This is a genomic window from Cryobacterium tagatosivorans, assembly GCF_004402215.1.
Taxonomy (GTDB): Bacteria; Actinomycetota; Actinomycetes; order Actinomycetales; family Microbacteriaceae; genus Cryobacterium; species Cryobacterium tagatosivorans.
The window spans coordinates 1-17,143 of record NZ_SOEZ01000022.1 but is presented as its reverse complement, the minus strand read 5'-3'; the positions used below and the strand labels follow the sequence as shown (position 1 = coordinate 17,143).

The following is a 17,143-nucleotide window of genomic DNA, read 5'->3' as shown; positions in this document are numbered from 1 at the left end:
AAAGTAGACCAGTAACGCTCTTCGAAAAGTAGACCACCCCACCACGATTGGATGGGTGATCACAGTGCAGGATTGGGCAGAGATTCGGCACCTTCACGTCAGTGAGGGCATGTCGGTGAGGGCGATTGCGAAGCAGCTGGGGCTGTCGCGGGTGACCGTGACCCGCGCGGTTCAGGCGGCAGGGCCGCCGCAGTATCGACGAGATCCGAGTCCGTCGGTTTTCGACGAATTCGAAGACGACGTGCGCCGGCTGCTGAAAGCGACACCGTCGATGCCCGCGTCTGTGGTCGCCGAACGCGTGGGCTGGACGGGTTCTTCGTCCTGGTTCCGGAAGAAGGTCGCGCAGCTGAAGCCGGAGTTCGCGCCGAAAGACCCGGCGGACCGGATCAACTACCGGGCCGGTGACCAGGCGCAATGCGACTTGTGGTTCCCGCCGGTGGATTTTCCCCTCGGCGATGGCCGCGTCGGCTCCCCGCCGGTCCTGGTGATCGTGGCGTCGTTCTCCCGGTTGATCAGCGGGGTGATGCTGCCTTCCCGGACAACACCGGATCTGTTGGCTGGCATGTGGTCGCTGCTCTCGGGCCAGCTCGAGGCAGTTCCGCACCGGCTGATCTGGGACAACGAGGCCGGCATCGGCTGGCGCAACAAGCTGGCGGAGGGAGTGCCTGCTTTCTGCGGGGCGTTAGCGACGAAGATCGTGCAGTTGAAACCGTTTGACCCGGAATCCAAAGGGATCGTCGAGCGGGCCAACCAGTTCCTGGAAACCTCGTTCCTGCCCGGCCGCACGTTCACCTCCGTCGCGGACTTCAATGAGCAGCTGGCGCAGTGGCTGCCGACGGCCAACAACCGGACGGTTCGCTCGCTGCGCGCCCGGCCGATCGACCGGGTCGCTCAGGACCGGGCCGGAATGTTGGCGGTCCCACCGCCACCACCGGTCGGGTTCACCACCCGGATCCGGCTGCCGCGCGACTATTACGTTCGTGTCTTCGGCAATGACTACTCGGTCGACCCCTCGGCGATTGGCCGGATGGTCGACATTCACGCGAACCTGACCCAGGTCACCGTCCGGATCAACGATCAGGTCGTCGCCGTCCACGAACGGGCGATGGGTTCGGCAGTAACGATCACCGACCCGGAGCACGTGAGCGCGGCGAAATCACTGCGGGTCCGCTTCCAAACGCCGACCCCGGAGGAAACTGCGGAGTCGTTGGAGCGGGACCTGGCCGATTACGACGCGGCGTTCGGCGTCAGCTTTGAGCAGGGCGAGGAGGTCGCCTGATGAGCGCCGACACGATCAAGCAGATCGAGTTTCTTTCCCGCGCCCTGAAAGCACCCCGCATCCGCGACGCCGCTTCCCGCCTCGCGGATCAAGCCCGAGACGCGGGCTGGTCCCACGAGGAATACCTCGCTGCGGTCCTCGACCGCGAAGTCGCCGCCCGCGATGCTTCCGGGGCCCAGCTGCGCATCCGCGCCGCCGGGTTCCCCTCCCGCAAGACCCTTGATGACTTCATCTTCGACCACCAGCCCGCGTTGAAACGGGACCAGATCATCCACCTCGGCGGCGGCCTCTTCCTCGAGCAGGCCCGCAACATCGTCCTGCTCGGACCTCCCGGAACCGGGAAAACACACCTCGCGATCGGCCTGGGCATCAAAGCCGCCCACGCCGGCCACCGGGTCCTGTTCGGCACCGCAGTCGAGTGGGTCGCCCGGCTCCAAGATGCCCACCACCGCGGCCGGCTGGCGGAAGAGATCGTGCGCCTGCGCCGTTACGGGCTGATCATCGTCGACGAGGTCGGCTACATCCCGTTCGAGCAAGACGCCGCGAACCTGCTCTTCCAACTCGTGTCGTCCCGCTACGAACATGCCTCGCTGATCCTGACGAGCAACCTGCCGTTCGCCCGCTGGGGAGACGTCTTCGGCGACCAGGTCGTGGCCGCGGCCATGATCGACCGCATCGTTCACCACGCTGACGTCATCTCGCTCAAGGGCGCAAGCTACCGACTCAAGGACAGTGGAATCACCACTTTGCCTTCCGCCAGACCCGAGAACACCGCAGAACAAATGAACCACGGTGGCCTACTTTTCGAAGAGCGCCAACGGCCTACTTTTCAACGAGCGTCGACACAGCTCGTCGTCCGCGACGGCTGGACCCAGGCCCGCGCGGCGGAACGTCTCCAGATCCCTCGAGCCACCGTGTCCAAATGGGTCCGCCGATATCAGGCGCAGGGCAGACTCACCGATCGCTCGTCACGCCCACAAGTCTCACCGTCCCCGAGAGACCAGCGCACCAAGAAGCGCATCATCGCGTGGTCTCCCAGGGTGCTGCGAACAGTGTGGCAATGTCGCGGGGGTGAGAAGCAACTCCCGCGAAAGCCCCATTGAACTAGAACGCTTCGGAATCGTCGTAGGGGAACCACCAGAAGTTCTGTTCGGACTGCTTCGCGTCGACAATGATGAACTTCGTGTGGCGGAAAGTGTCTAACCCTTCCGCACCGAGTTGACGCCCGATTCCCGACATTTTTCGCCCGCCGAACGGTCCGGCGTCGTTGTCGAGAAGCGGGGCGTTGATCCAAACCATTCCCGCGATGAGCTCCTGATTGGCTCGGTCGATCTCAGCGATATCTGCCGAGTAAAGATTGGCCCCGAGCCCGAACGGCGATCCGTTCGCCAGGTCCAGTGCTTCATCGAAACTCGAGACTCGATAGACAGCGACGGCGGGGCCGAATATTTCCTGCATGTATATGTCCATGTCCCGCGTCATCCCCTCAAGAATCGTCGGTTCCAGGAAGAATCCGTTGGCCAGTGACTCATCCGCAATCGCTGGGCGCTTACCCCCGAGAGTTACCTGTGCACCCTGTTCGATGGCGCGCTCGAGAATCCTCGTCACTCGCGCGAGTTCTCGACCGTTCTCCATCGGACCGACATCGACTTTGTCAAGTGGGTGCCCAACGCGAAGAGCAGCGATGTGCTTTCGGAACTTACCCATGAACTCGTCATAAATGTCCGTGTGCACGATGAGCTTTTCGGTCGACGTGCAGACCTGCCCCCCATTGATAAAGGCGGCGAAAGCCGCACCGCGTGCCGCAACATCAAGATTCGCGGACGGCATGACGATGAACGGGTCGCTTCCCGATGCCTCAATGATGAACGGCTTGAAGGTATCGGCACACGCCTTCGCCACAATCCGACCAGTCGGTACGCTTCCCGTGAACGAGACTTGATGCGTGTCGGCGTGGCTGACCAGTTGCGATGAGGTGCGGGCCGTTCCCGGAACACACTGCACGAGCCCCGCGGGGAGGACCTCGAACGCCCGCATAAATGCCAGCGTTGTCAGCGTTGCCCACTCGGACGGTTTGATGATGATCGCATTACCCGCCGCAAGCGCCGCCGCTCCCGTCCACATGGATAAGACGATGGGGTAATTTGCGGGCAGGATGATTACTGCGGTGCCCATCGGTTCCTTGATCGTGTAATGCAATTGCCCGGCTGTCGCCGGGCCCTGAACCGTGCCGATGGCGTGTCGGCCAACCTCGGCGAAGTAGTCCATCGCGGTGATGGCCCAACTCACTTCGTCGAAACTCTCCTTGAACGGCTTTCCCGTTTCCGTCGAAAGAATTTCGGCGATGAGGCGCTGGTCCGCTCGAACGCGTCGACCTGCTTCGTGAATCAACTCCGCTCTATCGAGGGCACTGAGCGCGTACCACTCACGTTGCGCCGCATTCGCGTCGCGCACGACGTCATCGACCTGCTTCTCCGTAAGATCCGATAACGATCCGATGACCTCCGCAGTGCTCGGGTTGAGTACGTCGGCGAATGTTTCGTCACCAGCTTTGGCAAGTCCGTTCTTGCCGAAGTAGGAATTGGTGAGCGCTGCCATGGTGTCGTGCGCGACCCTTGAGCCGCGGTGAAGGGTGGTGTTCATCGTGGTGTTTTCCTTTGAACTATTCGATGGGAGCGGCGAAGGAATCGAGGTCGCGGTCAGCGGATGCGATGATTTTGCGCTCAGCATCAAGATCCATGCCTCGGCAGAGAATCCAGTAGATGAGACCACCAATCGGGATTCCCACGAAGAAGGCGACGTCAACGCCACCGAGTGCGAGTGCAATTGGCCCCTGGTAGAAGGACAGATACATGAACGGAATCATGATGACGAATGTCAGGACGTAGGCGGCTATTCCGCGCCAGTTCCAGTTGCTGTAAATACCGGTGCGCGAAAACATCTCGCGAATCGAGTAGTGACCACGACGCACAAGAAAAAAGTCCGTCAAATTAATGGCGGTCCACGGCGCCATCAGGTAAGACAGCACGACGAGGATGGTCGCGAAGCTCGTGTTTAGAAAGTCGGAGGGCATGTACGCGCCGGCAACGGTCGCCGTCACTCCGACCAAGAGAATGGTCACGATGCGGATTCGGCGCGTTGGCACCACCGATCGGACGCTGTCAATGGCCGTGATAATGGTGAGTGATCCGCCATACACGCACATCGCCATGAGGCCGAGAAGTCCGAGCCCACCCAGGACGAGCATTATTGTTCCGAGCCCTGCAAAGACCGAGTCGCCCGTTTGCGAGAGGCTCGTGATGAAGTACTCATCGGGGAGCAGCGCCATGCAGATTGCGCCGACCGCCTCGAACGAGAAGACCCCGAAGAACAATCCAAGTGACGTCCAGGTCATGATCTTGGCCTTGTGGGTGCTGGCAGGCATGTACCGCGAGTAGTCGGAGACGAAGAACGCCCACGACAACTGGTACGCGGCCGCAGCGGAGACTGCAGTGAAGAACGCGGCAGGCTGGAACGTTGCCGAGCTGAGATCCCATGAGCTTGCCGGGATGGCACCGTTAACGAACAAACCGAGGATGTAAATCACCAGCGCGATGATGAGCGCAACCGAAATATACCGTTGAGCTACGTGGAGCCAGTGATATCCAAAAATCGCGAGAGCAACAGCGACGAGTCCCGTAATGATCGCCCACGTCGGGGCGCTTCCGCCGCCAAGCTCTTCGGCGGTGGCACCGAGGAGGTTGCCTCCGAATACGATGTAACCCCAGTAAACGACGATGGCCATCAGCCAAATGGCGAGGGCTCCGTAGCGGCCGAACTGCGGTCGACTCTGAATCATTTGGGGCAAGCCAAGGTGCGGTCCTTGGGTGGCGTGTGAGGCTACCGGCGCGGTGCCGACGACGGTGCCGACGACGAGCGCAATGAGCGTCCACCCCAAGTTGAGTCCCATAACTATTCCGAGCGCACCGGTTGCCATGCTCAAGAGATGTGCACTGCCGGCAAACCAAATCGTTGCCTGGTCCGTGAGTTTGCCCTTGCGTTCGTGCGCGGGCACGTAATCAATCGAGCGCACTTCAATCTGACCAATCAAGGTCGAATCGGATCGCGTTGTGGTCATGATTGCTTCTCCATTTGACTTCGTTGTCGGGGATTGGATCTCGTTTGTCGAGTCCCGAAGTTCATTCACGTATTGCGTTTGGCTTCGTGGACAAGTGTGAGCAAAGCCGTCCACAATCTGAACTGTAAAAAAGTACGAATATGTGTCAACTCTTGTATCAACGTCACGTTTACAGACAATCGCCTCACATCCACACTGAGAACCGTGATCAACTCCGCGACCCACAGCCCCTTGTCCCTCTGGCATGCAGATTCCAGCCTCGTACCGTTCAGCTCCGAGCCATTGGGCGGCGATCTGGATGTCGATGTCGCTATCATCGGTGCCGGCTATACGGGTTTGTGGACTGCCTATTTCCTCAAGCAACAGCAGCCGAATCTGTCCATTGCGATCTTTGAGGCCGAAACGGTCGGTTACGGAGCGTCAGGGCGAAACGGTGGATGGTGTTCGGCCCTGTTCCCGGCATCGATGAAGAAAATAGCGAGCCTCAGTTCGCGCGATGCGGCTATCCGACTTCAGCAGGCGATGAACGAATCGATCACAGAAATGGGCACAATTCTCGCCCAGGAAAGGATCGACTGTGACTGGAAGCAAGGCGGCTACGTCTCGCTTGCACGAAACGAGGCTCAATTGGTTCGTTCCCAGAACGAGGTCCAGGGGTGGAGGTCCTGGGGCTTCGGTGATGAGCACATGAGCCTTCTGTCCGCAAAGGAAGCGTCGGCGCGGAGCAACGCCACTGAGGTGATGGGCGGCACCTACACCCCGAATTGTGCAGCCATCCAACCTGCAAAACTGGCGTCGGGACTGGCTCGGGTCGTCGAGAAGCTCGGCGTTTCGATTTACGAGCGCTCGCGCGTGACGGCGATTGGTACTCGAAAGTTGGAAACGACGGGGGGAACCGTCACGGCCGACTACATCATTCGCGCGACCGAAGGGTTCACGGCGGAGTTTCCACAATTCCACCGGGATATCGTCCCCATGTACTCACTCATGGTCGCCACCGAACCGCTTCCCAAGGACATCTGGGAAAAAATTGGTCTGGCCGAACGCGAAACCTTCTCCGACAAGCGGCACCTTCGGATTTACGGTCAACGCACGGCCGACGGCCGTATAGCGTTCGGCGGTCGCGGCGCGCCTTACCATTATGCGTCGCGCGTCCGTGCGTCTTTCGACAGCGAGCCGGATGTTCACGCGATGCTTCGTCACATTCTTAGGGACCTTTTCCCAGCCCTCGCGGATGTTCAATTCACCCACGAGTGGGGAGGGAATCTGGGAATCCCGCGTGACTGGTATCCCTCGGTGACATTCGATCGCGCTACCGGTTTCGGACAGGCCGGAGGGTACGTCGGCGACGGCGTATCGACGGCATTCGTCGCCGGCAGGACCCTTGCCGCGGAAATTCTTGACACTGAGTCGGAACTTCGTCAACTTCCCTGGGTTCAACGTCATTCGCCACGATGGGAACCGGAGCCATTGCGGTGGCTCGGGGTCAATGCCGTCACGCAGGCTTTCGCGCAGTCGGATCGCAACGAGGCGCGCTCGGGGAAACCCTCAAAGATTGCATCGAGTGTTTGGAAATACATCGGCCACTGACGGCAAGAACGAAACCCTGCGAGGGCTGGATTGGCGCCGGCCCGGAGCGTAGGCCGCTCGATCGAGTGTCCAATGACAGCGGAGCATTCTGCGGCCCGTTGCGGTGATTCGGCACTCCACCGTGTATGCGACGCAAGCCGAACGCAGACGTTTCCCTCCATGACCGAACGCATCGAACTTGAAATCAGGGAGACAACTGTCGTCAAGACATTCCGGTCAGGGGGCGACGCGAGCACGAACGCGAGTGGAGGGGCCCGCAGCTGCTGACCGGTATGCGCCGGGGCTGACGCCGAAACCGATCGAGCGGGGCCTCGTCGCCGGCCGCCCGCGCGTGATGTCAAAGGTCAGCGGTTCGTCTCTCGGCCGGGGTAAAGCTCGTCGTGTGCATGCCTGCTACTACAAACGCGAGTTCGTGTAGGCAGAGCGGTTGACCGTTCGGTCCGGCCAGGGCCGGCTTGAGTTCGAGCGCGTGCAGGAACTCGTGGCGTCGCGAATCGAACCTGGCTCACATCCTCGACATAGGCGGCGCCACCGGGGTGCACGCGGAGAGGCCCACTGAACTCGGCCATGCGGTGGTCATGATCGACCCGCTGCCGGAGCAAGGTTGCCCGCGCCCGCGCCCGCGCCCGCGCCCGCGCGCAACGGTCCTTCCGCGCCGAGATCGGCGACGCACGTGATTTGAAGTTCGGTGATGACTCAGTCGACGCCGCATTGATGTTCGGTCCGCTGTATGACCTCGCGGACCGAGAGAGCCGCCTGGTGGCGGTCCGCGAAGCCCAGGGGGTCGTCCACAGCGGCGGTTGGGTCTTCGTCGCCGCCATCCCTCGATTCATTGCACACGCCTCGTTGTCCCTCGGTGAGGAGGCGAGATCGCCGGAAGCCGCGACATGAGCAACCACATTATGGGCATTGCCCGGGTTCCCCGAGGTCCACGCGCTCGATTCGATGGTCCGAAGTCGCACCGTCATTTGCGAGAATGACGAACGGCTAGCCAAATGTGCTTCCGTGGGCCGGGCATCCGGGCTGTCCGTCCTCGTGCGCGACGAAAGCCCAAGCCCGCAGCGTCGTCATCCTCTGCATCGATGGCTTCTACAACAGCGGGTGCCGGCACTCAGCCCCGGGCTACCGCAGGCCCGATGGAGACCACTATGGTTATCAACAGCCAGCCCTGACCGCTTGAAGAAGACACTATTCCGCCGTCCGAAATCTTCGCAGCAGCCCAGATAGCGATTCGTGGAGTTCGAGTTCGAGTTCGTGCTGGCGTTCCCGCAGACCGAAGAGGCAGAATGAGTACGCACGATGTGGTTGTAGTTGGAGCCGGCCTCGCTGGGCTGAGCGCTGCTCGGGACCTGATGAATGCCGGGTCGGATGTCGTTGTGTTGGAGGCTCGCGCCCGGCCCGGCGGGCGGGTCGAGCAGACCAGGACTGCCGATGGCCGCCTCGTTCAACTTGGCGGAGAGGTCGTGGGCGACTTCCACACGGCGTATCGTGGGCTGGTCGATGAGCTGGGCCTGCACCTCGGTCCGAGCTTCACCGATATCCCGGGCGAGTCGACCTGGCTGATGAACGACGGCCTGTCCGTGGGCAACGCGGTGCCATGGCTATCGGCCTCGGACCAGCGGAAGCACGACCGAATCGAGCGGCAGTTCGCAGAGTTGGCGGCGACCGTGGATCCGGACAATCCCTGGGGGCATCCCGACGCTTTGGCTCTGGACCGCCTGTCAGTCGGTGACTGGTTGCGCTCTGAAGGCGCCACCGCCAACATCGTACGCGCCATGGAAGTTCGTGCGATGGCCTTGGCGGACGACTCCGTCGAGCGGCGGTCGCTGCTCGGCGACCTCCGCAAGGAGTCGGCGGCGGGTGCCCTCGGGTTCTACAACTACGACGCGTGGGAGAGCTTGAAGGTCGTCGAGGGCTCCGCTACCGTCGCACTTCTCATGGCCGAGCAACTCGCGCACCGCATTCGCTACTCCAGCCCCGTGGCCGCCATCGACATCACCACGAACGGTGTCTCCGTGACCCTCCACACCGGTGAGCGCTTCACCGCGTCCGACGTCGTCTGCTCCTTGCCGGCAGGGCCGCTTCGGGACGTTCGCATAACCGGTCTCAGCGCCGAGCGCCTCGCATCGCTACACCGCCAACAACACGCCCCGACCGCGAAGTTCGTGACCGTCTACGATTCCTCGTTCTGGGAGGAGAACAACCAGAACGGCACCGGCTACTTTGAACACACCATCCTCGGCGGGACGTGGGTGCAGAACACGGGCATTCTCTCTGCACTCGTACCCGTTGGCAAACTGGGGCCCTACTTTGCCACGCCGCCAATGCTTCGTGAGAAGGCCTTGACGGCGGAACTGGGATCAGCCTACGGGCCGAGGGCGGCGGCCCCGGAGGCCGTCTTCATGCGCAACTGGGGTGCGGATCCGTGGACGCAGGGTTACATCACCGCGTGGCGTCCCGGGGAACTCACTGCCGTCGGTCCCCTTCACGGCACCCACGAACCTCCCTTCTGGGTGGTGGGCTCCGACCAATGGGTGTGCGGTTACATGGAAGGCGCCGTTCGCACCGGACGCGCAGCCGCCCGAGAACTCATCGAAAAATGAAGTCTCGATTCCAGGCTGGAGCGTCCCGTTTCGCCCTCAGTTCGGCGTGTGGGCTGGAGCGCCACCGCGAATAGGCTTAAGCGCTCCTGCTGAACGAGCCGTCCCGTTTGCCCCGCCCGAAGAGATTCTCACGTAGGTGCGTCGAGAGCAGCAGACCGAGTGATCGAGGTTCGTAAGTCGAGATAGAAGTCATCGCCGGCCGCATCGAAATGTACTTGACGACGTACGAAGGCAAACCCGGTACCGAGTTCACGGAGGGTGTCGACGATTCGGTCCATGGGCGCTCGCTCCAGATCGCGTTCGGCCGCGTCCTCGGTCAGTTCCAGAAAGTCGAACACGTACGGGTCTTTGCCGATCTGTCGGGCCAGGTCAGAATCAGCGGCTGTTCCCTCTGCGCTCTCGTCGGGGCGCCAATTGGAACCCTCAGGAGACCCCACTGCCGGGTGACGAGAGGTCCAAGACGATCACAGCTTCTCGACTCCCCACGCGACGAATCCGATCAGTGCAAAGACGGCGATCACGCCGAGCACGTACGCAGTGTCCAGCACAGAAGACTCCATCCGAAGGCCGGAAACGCGTCACCCGATCGGTGCGCGAGTACCGGGGTACGGCACGAGTACACACCCAGCCGGAGCGGGTACGAAACGGGCCTTACGACTCCCTAACGGACGTGGCCGGAAACCTAACGACATTCCCCCCGCGTGCCCAGCCTGAATGTGCGGCGCTTGCCTTTGCAGGGCAGACAATTGAAGCTGGAGTTTCGCATTCGCGCATTCGCGCATTCGCGCATTCGCGCAATCGTTCGATGTTCGACCTGCGCGAGCAACAAGAGGAAGAGCGAAGTGGATTCAGCAAATACGCCGATAATCCCGGAGAGCGTTCCCCGGCCCATCCATGTCGGAGCGCAGCCGAACAGCCTTACGCGCTGGCTGCTGCAGCACAGCGTGCAGCCCGTCGGGCCAGAGAGTTCCGAAGACACCGCGACGACGCACTCCTGGTGGAAAGTGATGTGCCTGACCGGAGTTGACTACTTCTCGACGCTCTCCTATCTGCCCGGAATCGCCTTCCTCGCCGCCGGCGCCCTGTCGCCCCTGGCTACGCTGCTGATCGTGGCCCTCACGCTGCTCGGGATGCTGCCGATGTACCATCGGGTCGCCAAGGAGAGCCCACACGGCCAGGGGTCCGTGGCCATGCTGGAACGCCTGCTGCCGTTCTGGCGGGGCAAGTTCTTTGTGCTGGTTCTGCTCGGGTTCGTCGCGACGTCATGGATCATCACGATCACGCTGTCGTCGGCGGATGCCACGGTGCACCTGCTCGAGAACCCGTACGTTCCCGCGTTCCTCGAGGGGCAGGCGGTCACGATCACGATCGTACTTCTCCTCGTCCTGGGCGGAGTCTTTCTCCTCGGCTTCACCGAAGCCGTCAGGGTCGCGATTCCGCTCGTGGCCGTCTACCTGCTCCTCAACGGGATCGTCATCGGCGTCGGTTTGTACGACGTGTTCACCGAACCTGGTGCCCTGGCCGGCTGGACGGACGCCCTCCTGTCCCGTGGCGGCAGCTTCGGCGACATCATCGGCCCGGCGCTCATCGCGTTCCCGCTGCTGGTACTCGGGCTGTCGGGTTTCGAAACCGGGGTGAGCATGATGCCGCTGGTTGCCTCGAAGGGGAAGACCCAGGAGGAGCGACTGGCGTCGCGGATCCGCAATACGCGAAAGCTCCTGACCGCGGCCGCCGTCATCATGAGCGTGTACCTGCTGACCAGCAGCTTCGTCACCACGGTACTCATCCCGGCAGAGGCTTTCCAGGAGGGCGGCGAAGCCAGCGGCCGCGCCCTGGCCTACCTGGCCCATGAGCGCGTCGGGAACGCGTTCGGCACCGCTTACGACATCAGCAGCATCCTCATCCTGTGGTTCGCCGGAGCATCCGCGATGGCTGGCCTGATCAACATCGTTCCGCGCTACCTCCCGGCGTACGGCATGGCCCCGGACTGGAGTCGTGCTGTGCGGCCGGTCGTGCTCGTCTACACCGGAATCAGCATCCTGATCACGATCGGATTCAACGCCGACGTGAACGCCCAGGCCGGCGCCTACGCCACCGGAATCCTCGCCATGATGGTCTCCGGGGCCGTGGCCGTCACCATTTCGGCCGCCCGGCGTGGGCAACGACGAGCCACCATGGCCTTCAGCGCCCTGACCGTCGTGCTCTTGTACGCCCTGGGAGCGAACATCCTGGAGAAGCCCGACGGCATCATGATCTCGGCGTTCTTCATCGCCGGGATCATCGCCGTCTCCCTGGTGTCCCGGGTGTCACGCACGACCGAGCTGCGGGTGGAGCACGTCGAGTTCGACGAGGCTGCCCGCCGGTTCATCAGCGATTCTCTCGTCTTCGATGGCGCGCTCAACGTCATCGCCAACCGGCCTCAGGCCGACGAGGAGGCGGGGTATGCGGCGAAGGAGGCCGAACAGCGAGGGATGAACCCGGTGCCGGGCGCCGCCGACGTCCTGTTCCTGGAGGTCGATGTCGTGGATCCGTCCGGCTTCAGCGAGACGCTGCGGGTTCGCGGCGTCGAGATCGCCGGCTATCGGGTGTTGCGGGCGGAGAGCCCTGCGGCCCCGAACGCCATCGCGGCCATCCTGCTTGCGATGCGGGACGCGTCCGGGGTGCGGCCGCACGCCTACTTCGAATGGTCGGAGGGCAATCCGCTGGGACATCTTCTTCGCTACCTGCTGCTCGGGATCGGAGACACCGCACCGGTCGTGCGTGAGATTCTGCGCAAGAGCGAGTCCGACCCGAGCCGGAGGCCGGGTATCCACGTGGGCGGCGGCTGAGAGCGTCGTTGGGCCCGCGCGGGTGAGCTGGCGCACCGCGCGCGCTGGGGGGATACCCGGGGTCTGTCCGCGCCGGCGCGCGCGTAGAGTGAGCACGCGCAATCACGGATGACCCGCCAGGGCGGGACGAAAACGATCCGTCGACGGCCGCACCCGGCCCAGATCGTGGTCGCCGGATTCGCCGGCACCATCCTGATCGGCACCGCCCTGCTCATGCTGCCGAACGCGAAACTCGGCGACGGCGGGGCGACCTTCCTCGAGGCCATCTTCACGGCAACCTCGGCCGTCTGCGTGACCGGGCTCCCGTCGTCGACACGGCAACGTACTGGAGCCCAGTCGGCCCGGTCGTCATCCTCCTGCTGATCCAGGTCAGCGGGTTCGGGATCATCCTCCGTGATCGGCCTCACGATCGCCCGGAAGCTGTCGCTCCGGTCGACGATCACCGCGGCCGCCGAGATCAAGAGCGTCGGCCTCGAAGACGTCAAGGGCCTCGTGCGCGGCGTGGTCGTGATGTCGCTCACGATCGAGCTCGCGGCCGCGGTCATTCTCAGCCTGCGCTTCCTCACCGGCTACAGCGAACCGGTCGGCCGGGCGATCTGCCTGGGAGTGTTCCACGCCGTGTCCTCGTTCAACAACGCCGGATTCGCGCTATTCAGCGACAACCTCATCTCGTTTCCGACGGATCCGTTCGTCTGCCTCCCGATCGCGTTCGCGGTCATCCTGGGCGGCATCGGCTTCCCGGTGATCGTGCAGCTCCGCCGGCTGCGTCGCGCTGATCATGGCATAGCTCGTACCGATCCCTCAACGCTCAATAGTGATGAGCAGCGTGAGCCTTCTTCTGGTTGTCGCGGGGATTGTCGCCAGTCTGTTTGTGCTGTTCTCAGCCGGCTTCACCGTGTGGCCGTTTTGGGCATGACCGGCTGCCAAGTCGAACATCCTACGGGCTTGTCTCGGCCGTCCCCGCGGTGGAAGGATTGCAGACGCGCCTAGCTCTCCGGGTCTTACATGAACTCGCGGAGCTCCTGCGAGCAACGGCAGGCCAGCGCGATCTTCCTCGCCCACTCGACCGCGTCCTCGCGCGTCGGCAGTTCCAGCACGGTGAACCCGCCCTTGAGTTCGCTGCCCGGATAGATCTCGGTGCTCACCGACCCGTCGGCGGAGACCAGCACGGGATCGACGTCCTCCTCGATCCCGCCGCCGAACACATAGACGCCGGCGGCCTTGGCCTCCTGGATCACTGCGTGGGATTCGGCGGAGACGATCGGGAACTCCTCGTCGGTGAGCGCCATGGCTTCGCTGGGGAAGGAGATGAGGTATTTGGTCATGTCTCGATGGTGCACCGCGGGCGGGCCGGACAGCAACGGTTGTGGATAGTTGAAGGCATCCATCCCTCGAGGAGTGGCGCGCCGACCCCGAACTCAGGGGCGGCGAATGGCACAGCTTCTGGCCGACTTCAGTGTCGAAAGCGTGCGGGGGAGCTTGTCCCAAGGGAGTTGGTGGTGGCCCGCTTCATGGAACTCCCTCGCTCCGGGCTTTGTGCAATCCGGACGCCGACCAGGACTCCGGAGCGGCTCAATCGCGGTGTCGCTGGGTCTGCTGGGCTTCGCACTAGGATGCGCGCACGTATATTCAACGCTTATTGCGTCGAGACCGGCCTAGGCGGGCCGAGGCGTTGCGATGGAATGGGGGCACATCTCACAAGAAATGCCTGGTCACCTCGAGATCAGTAGAGGTCTCGTCATCCAGGGCCTACGGGCAAACGTGGCCGGCCGCAATCCGTCGGTCATGGGTTCAAGTCCCATCCGCCCTACAGAAAAGTAGTCACCTGGGACTAGCTTGAAGGCGTGTCCACTCCCGCGATCGACGCACGGACCGCCCACGCCGCCGGCGTGGAGCGGCTCCTCGAGAGCTATCGGGCGGTGCCACCGTCGGCCTCCGTTCGGCTCGCCAAGCACACCTCGAACCTGTTCCGGTCACGCGCGAAGCCGAACGCTCCGGGCCTCGACACGTCGGGACTGACGCGCGTCATCGCGGTCGACCCGGAAGCGCGCACGGCCGACGTGGGCGGCATGTGCACCTACGAAGATCTCGTCGCCGCGACGCTGCCCCACGGGTTGGCGCCGCTGGTGGTGCCGCAACTGAAGACGATCACCCTGGGCGGAGCGGTCACCGGCCTCGGCATCGAGTCGACGTCCTTCCGCAACGGCCTCCCGCACGAGTCGGTGCTGGAGCTGGACATCCTCACCGGCGCGGGAGAGCTGGTCAGAGCCTCGCCCCTCGAGCACGAAGACCTCTTCCGCGCCTTCCCCAACTCGTACGGCACGCTCGGCTACGCGGTGCGCCTGCGCATCGAACTGGAGCCGGTCGAACGGTTCGTCGCGCTCCGGCACCTCCGGTACCACTCGCTCAGCGACCTGGTCGCGGCGATGGACCGCATCGTCGCGACCGGTACGCTGGGCGGCGAACGCGTGGACTACCTCGACGGTGTCGTGTTCAGCGCCGACGAGAGCTACCTCTGTGCGGCCACGCAGACCGCGGCAACCGGCCCGGTGAGCGACTACACCGGCCGGCAGATCTACTACCGCTCCATCCAGCACGATGACGGCATCAAGAACGACCGGCTCACGATTGCCGACTACCTGTGGCGGTGGGACACTGACTGGTTCTGGTGCTCGGCGGCTTTCGGCGCCCAGAACCCGCGGATCCGCCGGTTCTGGCCGCGAACGCTTCGGCGCAGCAGCTTCTACTCCAGGCTGATGCGCTACGAACAGCGATTCCACATCGGCGATCGCATCGAGCGACTGGGCCACCGTCCGCCCCGCGAACGCGTCGTGCAGGACGTCGAGGTGCCGATCGAGCGCTCTGTGGACTTCCTGGACTGGTTCCTTGCCACCGTGCCGATCGAGCCGATCTGGCTGTGCCCGCTGCGATTGCGGGGCGACGTTTGGCCGCTCTACCCGATCCAGCCGCAGCGGACCTACGTCAACGTCGGCTTCTGGTCGACGGTGCCGGTGGGGTCGACCGACGGGGAGACGAACCGTCTGATCGAACGCAAGGTCACCGAGCTCCACGGGCACAAGTCGCTGTACTCCGACTCGTACTACTCCCGGGAGGACTTCTGCGAACTCTATGGAGGCGAAACCTATCGGAGCGTGAAGCAGCGGTACGACCCCGATTCACGTCTCCTCGATCTCTATGCAAAGGCGGTGCAACGACGATGACCACGATCAAGGAACCTCGGCCGGAGAATGCAGAATCGGCAGGGAAACCGGACGGGGAGGGGAAGCTCACCCTCGCCGAGATCCTGGAGATCCTCGCCGGCGGGCGGCTCCCGCTGAGATTCACCGCCTACGACGGGAGTTCAGCCGGTCCGCCGGATGCACCGCTCGGGCTGGAACTGAAAACGCCACGGGGCACGACCTATCTGGCCACCGGCCGCGGCGATCTGGGCCTGGCCCGCGCCTACATCTCCGGGGACCTCGAGGTCCACGGGGTTCACCCCGGCGACCCCTACGAAATCCTCAAGGCCCTCGCCGGCGAGCTGGTCTTCAAGCTGCCACCGCCGCGAGTGACGGCCAACATCATCCGCTCCATCGGCGTGGAGCACCTGCGCCCGATCGCACCGCCGCCGCAGGAGGCGCCGCCGCGCTGGCGCCGCGTCGCCGGGGGACTCCGGCACAGCAAGACCCGGGACGCCGACGCGATCCACCACCACTACGACGTCTCGAATACGTTCTACGAGTGGGTGCTCGGGCCGTCGATGACCTACACGTGCGCGTGTTACCCCCGCCCGGACGCGTCGTTGGACGAGGCGCAGGAGAACAAGTACCGGCTGGTATTCGAGAAGCTGCGGCTGAAGCCGGGCGACCGGCTGCTCGACGTCGGGTGCGGCTGGGGCGGAATGGTGCGCTACGCCGCCCGGCGCGGCGTCAAAGCCACCGGCGTCACGCTGTCGGAACAGCAGACCGCGTGGGCACAGCGGGCGATCGCCGAGGAGGGCCTGACCGATCTGGCCGAGGTCCACTACGGCGACTACCGAGACATCGCCGAGACCGGTTTCGACGCCGTGTCGTCGATCGGGCTGCTCGAGCACATCGGAGTGCGCAACTATCCGTCGTACTTCCGCTTCCTGCAAGCCCGGCTGCGCCCCGGCGGGCTGCTGCTCAACCACTGCATCACCCGGCCGGACAACCGCTCCGAACCCTCCACCCGCGGGTTCATCGACCGCTATGTCTTCCCCGATGGGGAGCTCACCGGCTCGGGCCGCATCATCAGCGCGGCACAGGACGTCGGACTGGAGGTGCTGCACGAGGAGAACCTCCGCCAGCACTACGCGATGACACTGCGCGACTGGTGCGCCAACCTCGCCCGGCACTGGGATGAGGCGGTCGCCGAGGTGGGGCTGCACACCGCGAAGGTGTGGGGCCTGTACATGGCCGGGTCACGCCTCGCCTTCGAGACCGGGGGGATCCAGCTGCACCAGGTGCTGGCGGTCAGGCCCGATGCCGCCGGCAGCGTCGGCGACCTGCCGCTGCGGCCGTGGTGGACGCCCTGATTCGTGACGAGGCCGTGCAGGACGTGGCGCGCGTCGCATCACTGCCGCACGCGATAGGTTGAGCCAACGAGCGGGGGGGTGCCCCTATGTTTTTGTCAAGCGGCGAGTGGGTGCTCGGCTTGATAGAGCGTGCCGTCGCGGAGCATGGCGTAGATGACGTCGCAACGGCGG

12 protein-coding genes and 4 pseudogenes are annotated in these 17,143 nt (G+C 63.7%); 12 read left to right on the top strand and 4 right to left on the bottom strand.

Annotation, left to right across the window (positions count from 1 at the left end; all coding sequences use genetic code 11):
* Positions 1 to 55: 55 nt before the first annotated feature.
* The 3 genes and pseudogenes from istA to E3O23_RS18905 all read left to right on the top strand — a co-directional run bounded on the left by istA (position 56) and on the right by E3O23_RS18905 (position 2,382).
* A complete protein-coding gene (gene istA, locus E3O23_RS03955) occupies positions 56 to 1,279 on the top strand; it encodes an IS21 family transposase (protein WP_420897634.1) in 1,224 nt (407 codons plus the stop codon).
* A pseudogene (gene istB, locus E3O23_RS03950) lies at positions 1,279 to 2,037 on the top strand (IS21-like element helper ATPase IstB); the annotation flags it as partial. The gene istA and the pseudogene istB, both read left to right, overlap by 1 nt.
* A 24-nt stretch (positions 2,038 to 2,061) precedes the next feature.
* Positions 2,062 to 2,382 carry a helix-turn-helix domain-containing protein gene (locus E3O23_RS18905; RefSeq protein WP_241983312.1) on the top strand — a complete coding sequence of 107 codons (321 nt, stop codon included), beginning with the start codon at positions 2,062 to 2,064 and terminating at the stop codon, positions 2,380 to 2,382.
* Between the two features lies 1 nt (position 2,383).
* Here the strand turns inward: E3O23_RS18905 and E3O23_RS03945 are convergent, their stop codons facing one another.
* Entirely contained in the window at positions 2,384 to 3,922 is a 1,539-nt protein-coding gene (locus E3O23_RS03945; RefSeq protein WP_166790396.1) for an aldehyde dehydrogenase family protein, read from the bottom strand.
* A gap of 19 nt (positions 3,923 to 3,941) precedes the next feature.
* On the bottom strand, positions 3,942 to 5,396 hold the full coding sequence (locus E3O23_RS03940; protein WP_134488371.1) for a purine-cytosine permease family protein: 1,455 nt from the start codon (positions 5,394 to 5,396) through the stop codon (positions 3,942 to 3,944).
* A 204-nt stretch (positions 5,397 to 5,600) separates the two neighbouring features.
* On the opposite strand from E3O23_RS03940, the gene E3O23_RS03935 reads away from it, so the two are divergent.
* The 4 genes and pseudogenes from E3O23_RS03935 to E3O23_RS03925 all read left to right on the top strand — a co-directional run bounded on the left by E3O23_RS03935 (position 5,601) and on the right by E3O23_RS03925 (position 9,589).
* Positions 5,601 to 6,986, top strand: coding sequence for an NAD(P)/FAD-dependent oxidoreductase (locus E3O23_RS03935; RefSeq protein ID WP_134488369.1), 1,386 nt, complete (start codon positions 5,601 to 5,603; stop codon positions 6,984 to 6,986).
* Positions 6,987 to 7,601: 615 nt separating this feature from the next.
* Positions 7,602 to 7,877, top strand: a pseudogene (locus tag E3O23_RS18830) (methyltransferase domain-containing protein); the annotation flags it as partial.
* A gap of 148 nt (positions 7,878 to 8,025) precedes the next feature.
* A pseudogene (locus E3O23_RS18825) lies at positions 8,026 to 8,166 on the top strand (IS3-like element ISAar4 family transposase); the annotation flags it as partial.
* A gap of 106 nt (positions 8,167 to 8,272) precedes the next feature.
* Positions 8,273 to 9,589, top strand: a complete 1,317-nt coding sequence (locus tag E3O23_RS03925; RefSeq protein ID WP_134488367.1) for a flavin monoamine oxidase family protein — start codon at positions 8,273 to 8,275, stop codon at positions 9,587 to 9,589.
* 173 nt (positions 9,590 to 9,762) lie between these two features.
* On the opposite strand, the pseudogene E3O23_RS03920 reads toward E3O23_RS03925, so the two are convergent.
* Positions 9,763 to 9,969: pseudogene (locus tag E3O23_RS03920) on the bottom strand (PDDEXK nuclease domain-containing protein); the annotation flags it as partial.
* A gap of 462 nt (positions 9,970 to 10,431) precedes the next feature.
* Between E3O23_RS03920 and E3O23_RS03915 the strand changes: the two are divergent.
* From E3O23_RS03915 to E3O23_RS03910, 3 genes are all read left to right on the top strand, one after another.
* Entirely contained in the window at positions 10,432 to 12,417 is a 1,986-nt protein-coding gene (locus E3O23_RS03915) for an APC family permease (RefSeq protein ID WP_166790395.1), read from the top strand.
* Between the two features lie 108 nt (positions 12,418 to 12,525).
* Positions 12,526 to 12,780 carry a hypothetical protein gene (locus E3O23_RS18355; protein WP_198415128.1) on the top strand — a complete coding sequence of 85 codons (255 nt, stop codon included), beginning with the start codon at positions 12,526 to 12,528 and terminating at the stop codon, positions 12,778 to 12,780.
* Between the two features lie 30 nt (positions 12,781 to 12,810).
* Complete coding sequence (locus tag E3O23_RS03910; protein WP_198415127.1) at positions 12,811 to 13,407, top strand: potassium transporter TrkG; 597 nt, start codon at positions 12,811 to 12,813, stop codon at positions 13,405 to 13,407.
* An 11-nt stretch (positions 13,408 to 13,418) separates the two neighbouring features.
* Here E3O23_RS03910 and E3O23_RS03905 read toward each other — a convergent pair whose 3' ends face one another.
* The gene (locus tag E3O23_RS03905; RefSeq protein WP_134488363.1) at positions 13,419 to 13,742 is read right to left on the bottom strand and encodes a YciI family protein; all 324 of its coding nucleotides are present in this window, start codon (positions 13,740 to 13,742) and stop codon (positions 13,419 to 13,421) included.
* Positions 13,743 to 14,261: 519 nt separating this feature from the next.
* Here E3O23_RS03905 and E3O23_RS03900 point away from each other — a divergent pair.
* Together E3O23_RS03900 and E3O23_RS03895 are read left to right on the top strand one after the other, a co-directional pair.
* Positions 14,262 to 15,638 carry an FAD-binding oxidoreductase gene (locus tag E3O23_RS03900; RefSeq protein WP_134488361.1) on the top strand — a complete coding sequence of 459 codons (1,377 nt, stop codon included), beginning with the start codon at positions 14,262 to 14,264 and terminating at the stop codon, positions 15,636 to 15,638.
* On the top strand, positions 15,635 to 16,972 hold the full coding sequence (locus E3O23_RS03895; RefSeq protein ID WP_134488359.1) for a class I SAM-dependent methyltransferase: 1,338 nt from the start codon (positions 15,635 to 15,637) through the stop codon (positions 16,970 to 16,972). The genes E3O23_RS03900 and E3O23_RS03895 overlap by 4 nt, the downstream gene beginning before the upstream one ends.
* Positions 16,973 to 17,143 lie beyond the last annotated feature (171 nt).